Raw genomic sequence first — 7,160 nt, 5'->3', positions numbered from 1 at the left:
CAAGCTCGCCGATGAAAAGGCCAAGAGTTTTGCCTGCGGCAAGGACAGGCGCCAGGTGATCGGCAACGTCCCCGACTTCGGCCGGGTGGACAACTAGCCTTGGTGAAGATTAGCCGGGGCGTCCACAGCTTCGCCCAGGGCCCATCGCTGCGGTGTTTTGCCCCCGTTCCGCTCTACTTCGCCGCCTTCGCCCGCGCGATCRCATCGACGATCATCTTCTTGGCATATTTGGAATCATGCCARCCCTCGATCTTGACCCATTTGCCGGGTTCCAGATCCTTGTAGTGCTCGAAGAAATGCTGCACCTGCTGGCGCGTGATCTCGGGCAGGTGGGTGTATTCGGTGACGTTCTCGTAGCGCAGCGTGAGCTTGGGCGACGRCACCGCGATCACCTTCTCGTCCTGGCCGGCATTGTCTTCCATGATCAAGACGCCGATCGGCCGCACATTGATGACRCAGCCCGGCACCAGCGCGCGCGTGTTGCACACCAGCACGTCGATCGGGTCGCCGTCGCCGGATAGCGTGTGGGGCACGAAGCCGTAATTGCCGGGATAGCGCATCGAGGTATGCAGGAAGCGGTCGACGAACAGCGTGCCGGCCTCCTTGTCCATCTCGTATTTGATCGGCTCGCCGCCGATCGGCACCTCGATGATGACGTTGATGTCGTCGGGCGGGTTCTTTCCGGTGGGCACGGCTTCGATACGCATGGCTCAAATCCCTCTCAATCTTGTGAGACCGATAGCGGCACACGCGTCATGGTGCAATGCGGCGAAAGGTGCTGAACGCCGATGGAAGCGCACACTTTGTGATGGGTTGTAACCCAATGCATGTCGCCCAAAACGTGCGTGGCGGTTTTGGAGGAGCGACATGCATCAAATTGAGGCCTAAGCGCGTCGCCTGAATCGTTTCGACGCGACGCATTTAGGCGGTGCCCGTCATTCCCAGACGAAAGCGACCTTCTTCAGCGCCTTCTRCTCGAAGACCTCGACGCCCTCGGCGATATCGCGACCGCCATTGCCGGCATAGAAGGCCAGCGCGTTGTAGTTGTCTTCCAGCGCCCACACCACCAGGCCCCTGAGGCCGTGGTCGGCGAGGCGCGCCCGCGCCGCCTTGAACAGCCGGCTGCCGAGCCCGATCCCCTGATATTCCGGGCGCAGGTAAAGCTCGTAGATCTCGCCCTGCTGCCGGAGCTCGCGGGCGCGGTTCTTGCCGATCGTGGCATAGCCGGCGATCGTGCCGCCGATCTCGACCACCAACACGGTGGCTGCGCGGCGAATCGCGTTCGCCCACCAGTCGGGACCGCGCCGATAGATCATCGCCGTCAGGGTGCGGTGCGGGATGATACCGGAATAGGCGCCGCGCCACGCTTCCTGATGYACCTCGGCGATGGCGTTTGCATCACGAGGCTCGRCTTTCCTGATGTCGATCGTCAGCGTGTTCATGATTTGTTAACCATAGACCCGCTTCGTTCGATTGCAAAGAGTCCGCTCTGTCGCGCCCGCGCTTTCRCACAGGCCAACTCGCCGGCTCCCGAGGCGCGGAAAACCGCGCCAGGCGTTCAGCAGAGTGGGTTGCAGCCAGGCTCGGTCATAGCTCGACGAGGTGGTCGTCGAGCTCGTTGATGTCGCCGGCGGTAACGGGGAAGTGTTCGGCAAGCACCGCGCCGACCGATTCGATCGCCTTGACGAAGCCGTCGGCCAGCCGATCGTCGCCGGCATGCCGGGTGAGGTCCTGTATCACGCCGTCCCAGACATGCTGGCCGACCTTGGCGTCGATGCCGCTGTCGGCGACAACCGCCGCATAGCGCTCGGCGATCGAGACGAAGATCAAAACGCCGGTGCGCGCCTGGGTGCGGTGAACGTTGCGCGCCAGGAACTGTTTCATCGCATTGGCGTGCGCAGCCTGATAGCGCAGGCGTTTCGGCACGAGATGGATGCGCAAGCCGGGCCACAGGCGCAGCAGCGCCAGCACCGAAGCCAGCGCCAGCAGCTCAGCCAGGACGAAGTGCGGCAGCCGCATCGTCAGCCACCATGCTTCCAGCCCGTAGGCGACGACCAGGCTGGCGACGAGCATGCCGATCGTCGCCAGGAAGGCGGCGGGGAAGAAGTAGCCGTCGCTGGATTGCGCCACGACGCAATAGATTTCGCCGTCGGTCTTGGCCTCGGCGGCGCGGATCGCGTCGGCGATGCGGTCATGGTCCTGCGGGCTGATCGGTCGCGTTGCCATGGTYCCTCACCAGCTTCCCGAAGAACCGCCGCCGCCCGACGAGCCGCCGCCGCCGGAAAACCCGCCTCCACCGCCTCCGGAGGACCACCCTCCGCCGCCCGACGACCAGCTACCGCCGCCGGAAGACCAGCCGCCGGAGGACCGCCGGCCTGGCTCGAAAGTCATGCCGAGCCAGCGATAGCGGCCCGGTCCGATCTTCTGGCCGAAGATCGGCGGCAGCACCGTCAGCGCGATGCTGCCGAAGAAGATGAGCACCCAGATGGAGATGAAGACAGCGAAGAACAGGTCGTCGGAGTTGAACGGTGCTTGCTCGTTGCGCTTGCCGCGCGCCTCGAGCTCCTCCGGATTGCCCTCCAGCACCATGATCATGTCGTCGACGGCCTTCGAGATGCCGCCGGAGAAGTCGCCGGCGCGGAAGGCCGGCACCATGTCGTTCTCGATGATCAGCTTGGTGTGCAGGTCAGTCAGCGTGCCTTCCAGCCCGTAACCGACCTCGATGCGCATCCTGCGGTCGTTCGGCGCGACCAGCAAAAGAACGCCGTTGTTCTCCTTGGCCTGGCCGAGCTTCCAGAAGCGGAACAACCGGTTGGCGTAAGGCTCGATCTCCTCGCCGCCGAGGCTGGGGATGGTGGCGACGACGATCTGGTCGGAGCCCWTCTTCTCGAAATCCGCAAGCTTCTGCGTCAGCGCGGCCTTTGTTCCGGCGTCGATGATGCCGGCATTGTCGACCACGCGTCCGGTGAGGGCGGGGAGGTCTGCGGCAAGCGCGGCGAGGGGGAGAAGGAGGAGGCAGAAGAGGCTTAGCAAAACGCCGATGATGGCGTTCCTTCGCACCCCCCTCTGTCCTGCCGGACATCTCCCCCGCGAGGGGGAGATTGGCAGCTTCGTTGCCGGCCATCACCTTCAGACGCCAAAAATTGACGACGGCGCAGGCGGCGGCTGATCTCCCCCCTTGCAGGGGAGATGTCCGGCAGGACAGAGGGGCGTDGGACGGAGTGCAAGGTCGGCAGGCTCGATCTATGATCTACTAAGTCATTTCACCCGCCCTGCTTGGTGCCGAAATTCACCTTCGGCACCTGCAGCTTGTCTTCCTCGACGGTGAAATTCGCAAAAGGCTGGTTACCGCGGAACCAGAAGGTCGCCCACAGCACCGACGGGAAGGTCTTCAGCGTCAGATTATAGTCCCTGACGGCCTGGATGTAGTCGCGGCGCGCTACCGCGATGCGATTCTCGGTGCCTTCGAGCTGCGCCTGCAGCGCCAGGAAATTCTGGTTGGCCTTGAGGTCGGGATAGTTCTCCGACACCGCGATCAGCCGCGACAGCGCGCTGGTCAACCCGGCCTGGCTGTCCTGGAACTTCTTGAAGGCTTCCGGATCCTTCAGCGTGTCGGGCGTAACCGTGATCTGGGTTGCCTTGGCGCGCGCCTGGACGACCGCATCCAGCGTCTCCTTCTCATGCGACGCATAGCCTTTGACCGTCTCGACAAGGTTCGGGATCAGGTCGGCGCGGCGCTGGTATTGATTGAGCACCTCGCTCCAGGCCGCCCTGGCGTTCTCTTCCGCCGTCGGGATGGTGTTGTAGCCGCAGCCGGCAAGCAACGGCAGCACGAACGCCATCATCAGCAAGGCGGACAGATTGCGGAAGGAGGGTAAGGAAAGGCGTTCGGCAGACATGATTGGTCCCCTCGATGGAAGTTGCAGCCGAAGCAATAGCACAATCGTCGCGCAAGAAAATGACCTCGGCACCCATGGTCGTGGCCCCTGTGAATGACCGGGCGAACAGGCTAAGCTCCGGGCGGGAAAGGACAATTGCCATGGCCGAACGCCGGGACGACGAGAGCGAATCGCGCCGCATCCTCGAGCGCGTGGCGCGCGAGACGAGGCCGGGTGGCGTCTCGTTCATCGCCCGCACCGCGAAGGACGCGCGCGACCGCATGACCGCGGCGGACGCCGATCGCTCCGATCCGATCGAATATTGGGGCACCCGCATTGGCCGAACGCTCGGCCTCATCGTCGCCATTGGCTCTTGGCCTGGCTGGTGTATGTCACCACGCGGGGTGGCTAGGAACCGAATTCCATGAATGCAGAGAAAACCGACGCGCCGCGTGCGGTCATCGTCATCTCCAGCCATGTCGCCCGCGGCTCGGTCGGCAACCGAGCCGCGGTCTTCGCGTTGGAGACGTTGGGTTTTCCGGTCTGGGCGGTGCCCACCGTCATCCTGCCCTGGCATCCGGGCCACAGCCGCGCCACCCGCATCGTGCCGCCGCTCGACCAGTTCAAGGCGCTGATGACCGATCTCGAGCGCGCGCCCTGGCTCGGCGAGGTCAGGGCGGTGCTTTCGGGCTATCTCGGCGAGGCCGGCCAGGCCGACGCGGTCGCCTCGCTGGTCGCCGCGGTCAAGGCCAAAAACCCGGGCGCGCTTTATGTCTGCGACCCGGTGATGGGCGATTCGGGCGGGCTCTATGTGCCGGAGCCGACGGCTGCGGCGTTGCGCGACAGGCTGATGCCGATCGCCGACATTGGCACACCGAACCGCTACGAACTCGAATGGATGGCCGGCGCGCCGCTGCCGGACATCAAGTCAGTGACGGCGGCAGCGCTGCATGCCGGCCCCTCCACCATGCTTATCACCTCGGCGCCGTCGCTGATGGCGGGCGGCACCGGCAATTTCCTGCTCGACGGCAGCCAGGCGCTGCTTGCCGAGCACCGCCTGATCGAGCGGCCGCCGAACGGCCTGGGCGACCTGACGGCCGCCGTCTATCTGGCCCGCATCCTCTCCGGCCAGCCGCCGCTGAAGGCGCTGCAGTCGACCACGGCCGCCGTCTACGAGATCCTGGCGCGCACCGCCAAACGCGGCGGCGACGAACTGCAGCTCGAGACCGACGCGCAGAGCCTGTCGCATCCGATGGCGATGGTGCAGCTTCGCCATCTCCTGCACCCCGGGCGGGACAAGAGAGCGTGAAGCTCGCCGGCGTCGACGGCTGCAAGGCCGGGTGGATCGCCGTCCATCGCGAGTTCGGTGCCGCGCCATCGGTCTCTGTCTTCCCGAGCTTCGAGGCGCTGCTCGAGGCCTTGCCCTATGCGACGATAGCCGTCGACATGYCGATCGGCCTGCCTGACTTTTCACGCCGGGGAGGACGCGGACCGGAAGCGCTGGTGCGGCCGCTGCTCGGGGCGCGGCAATCGAGCGTTTTCGCCATTCCTTCCAGGGCGGCGCTCTACGCCGACACCAGCGACTTCACGACCGCCGAGGCCTGGTATGCGGCGCACCGGCGGGCAAGCGAAGTGGCGATGGCCACATCCGATCCGCCGCGCGGCGTCTCCATCCAGGCCTTCGGCATATTCGCCAAGATCCGCGAGATCGACGCACTTCTGATCGCGCGGCCGGATTTGCGCGGCCGGATTTTCGAATCGCACCCCGAAGTGGCGTTCTGCCGGCTGAACGGCGGCGCGGCGATGACACTGCCGAAGAAGATCAAGGGCGCGGTCAACCCGGCCGGCATGGAGGAGCGCAAAGCGCTGCTCTGCCGACATGGCTACACGAAGGCCTTTCTCGACCAGCCGCCGCCAAAGGGCGCCGCCAGCGACGACCTACTCGACGCGGCGGCCATGATGGTGATCGCCGGCCGCATCGCCAGCGGTGAGGCGCGGCCATCGCCCGATCCGCCGCTGATGGACCGGTTCGGCATTCCTGTCGCCATCTGGGCATAGTCCTCCTTGCCTCCTTCATCGCGATTGCGACGGAGCCGTCCGCGATTCGGCATTGCCCGCGGGCGGCTTTTGCCGCTAGAGGCTTTTTTCGATCGCAACGCGCTGYCGTCTCCAACCCCGGAAAGGCTCTAGCCGCCCATGCCTCACCTTCCCGAACATCTGCTGACCGGCTATCGCAACTTCATGAGCGGCCGCTATCTTGCCGAAAGCGACCGCTACCGATCGTTGGCGCGAGAAGGCCAGTCGCCCGAGACGATGATCGTCGCCTGCTGCGATTCCCGCTCGGCCCCGGAGGCGATCTTCGATGCCGGCCCCGGCGAGCTCTTCGTTCTGCGCAATGTCRGCAACCTGGTGCCGCCCTATGAGCCGGACGGCGAGTTCCACTCGACCTCAGCTGCGCTCGAATTCGCGGTGCAAAGCCTGAAGGTGAAAAACATCGTGGTAATGGGCCACGGCCGCTGCGGCGGCATCCGCGCCGCGCTGGACACCAATTCGGCACCGCTCTCGCCCGGCGATTTCATCGGCAAGTGGATGAGCCTGATTGCGCCGGCCGCAGAAACGGTAGCGGCCAGCACATTCATGACCGCGACGGAGCGCCAGACCGCTCTGGAGCGCATCTCGATCCGCTATTCCATCGCCAATCTCCGAACATTCCCCTGCGTCTCGATCCTCGAAGGCAAGGGCAAGCTCTCACTGCACGGCGCCTGGTTCGACATCTCGACCGGCGAGCTGTGGGTGATGAACAAGGAGACAGGCGATTTCGAGCGACCGGAGCTGTGACCTTGATGCGTCGCGAATGGCGGAAGTTATTTCTCGCGACGGCGATGCTGCTGTCCTCGATCATTTACGCCAGCGCCGATGACGGCGCCGTCGTCGATCGCTGGTATGCGGCGCTGCTGGCCGCCGACCGCACCGAATTGTCGCAGCTGCTGGCGGATGACGTGCGCATGAAGCTCGACGACGTCGGCGTCATCCAGGATAAGCAGGAATTCCTTGCCTCGATCGACGAATGGCAAGGCGCGGTCGCAAGCGCTGCCATCCGCCATCGCATCGAAAAGAGCGAGAACGGAGAGACCACGGTGCTCGCCTGCTACAATTTCCCGGAAAACGACACGCTGATGCGTGAAACCTTCACCGTAGTCGCCGGCCGCATCGCCGCCAGCACCCAGACGGCAGTCGCGCAGGACTGCAGCGCTTACTGAAACCCCCGCGTTGCGCGATTGC

The 7,160-nt window shown here is 64.9% G+C and carries 10 protein-coding genes; 5 read left to right on the top strand and 5 right to left on the bottom strand.

Annotated elements, in window-relative coordinates:
- Window positions 1–173 precede the first annotated feature (173 nt).
- From ppa to ORS3428_RS10100, 5 genes are all read right to left on the bottom strand, one after another.
- The gene (ppa, locus tag ORS3428_RS10120) at window positions 174–707 is read right to left on the bottom strand and encodes an inorganic diphosphatase (protein WP_071097002.1); all 534 of its coding nucleotides are present in this window, start codon (window positions 705–707) and stop codon (window positions 174–176) included.
- 228 nt (window positions 708–935) lie between these two features.
- Window positions 936–1,442, bottom strand: a complete 507-nt coding sequence (locus tag ORS3428_RS10115) for a GNAT family N-acetyltransferase (protein ID WP_071097000.1) — start codon at window positions 1,440–1,442, stop codon at window positions 936–938.
- Between the two features lie 145 nt (window positions 1,443–1,587).
- A complete protein-coding gene (locus ORS3428_RS10110) occupies window positions 1,588–2,226 on the bottom strand; it encodes a TPM domain-containing protein (RefSeq protein WP_071096998.1) in 639 nt (212 codons plus the stop codon).
- A 6-nt stretch (window positions 2,227–2,232) separates the two neighbouring features.
- Window positions 2,233–3,060, bottom strand: a complete 828-nt coding sequence (locus ORS3428_RS10105) for a TPM domain-containing protein (RefSeq protein ID WP_071096996.1) — start codon at window positions 3,058–3,060, stop codon at window positions 2,233–2,235.
- Between the two features lie 203 nt (window positions 3,061–3,263).
- Entirely contained in the window at window positions 3,264–3,899 is a 636-nt protein-coding gene (locus tag ORS3428_RS10100; protein ID WP_071096994.1) for a LemA family protein, read from the bottom strand.
- Between the two features lie 140 nt (window positions 3,900–4,039).
- Between ORS3428_RS10100 and ORS3428_RS10095 the strand changes: the two genes are divergently transcribed.
- From ORS3428_RS10095 to ORS3428_RS10075, 5 genes are all read left to right on the top strand, one after another.
- The gene (locus ORS3428_RS10095; RefSeq protein ID WP_338011919.1) at window positions 4,040–4,306 is read left to right on the top strand and encodes a hypothetical protein; all 267 of its coding nucleotides are present in this window, start codon (window positions 4,040–4,042) and stop codon (window positions 4,304–4,306) included.
- The gene (gene pdxY, locus ORS3428_RS10090) at window positions 4,303–5,187 is read left to right on the top strand and encodes a pyridoxal kinase PdxY (protein ID WP_071096992.1); all 885 of its coding nucleotides are present in this window, start codon (window positions 4,303–4,305) and stop codon (window positions 5,185–5,187) included. Before ORS3428_RS10095 ends, pdxY begins: the two co-directional genes overlap by 4 nt.
- Window positions 5,184–5,936 (top strand): DUF429 domain-containing protein, encoded by a 753-nt coding sequence (locus ORS3428_RS10085; RefSeq protein WP_071096990.1) that lies wholly within the window; start codon window positions 5,184–5,186, stop codon window positions 5,934–5,936. Before pdxY ends, ORS3428_RS10085 begins: the two co-directional genes overlap by 4 nt.
- A 138-nt stretch (window positions 5,937–6,074) precedes the next feature.
- Window positions 6,075–6,716, top strand: coding sequence for a carbonic anhydrase (locus tag ORS3428_RS10080; protein WP_071096988.1), 642 nt, complete (start codon window positions 6,075–6,077; stop codon window positions 6,714–6,716).
- Between the two features lie 5 nt (window positions 6,717–6,721).
- A complete protein-coding gene (locus tag ORS3428_RS10075; protein ID WP_071097016.1) occupies window positions 6,722–7,138 on the top strand; it encodes a nuclear transport factor 2 family protein in 417 nt (138 codons plus the stop codon).
- The last annotated feature ends 22 nt before the right edge of the window (window positions 7,139–7,160 follow it).

It is taken from the genome of Mesorhizobium sp. ORS 3428, from assembly GCF_001854785.1.
GTDB lineage: Bacteria > Pseudomonadota > Alphaproteobacteria > Rhizobiales > Rhizobiaceae > Mesorhizobium.
Note: the sequence above shows the minus strand (reverse complement) of the source record. Positions and strands in the feature narration are given on the sequence as shown.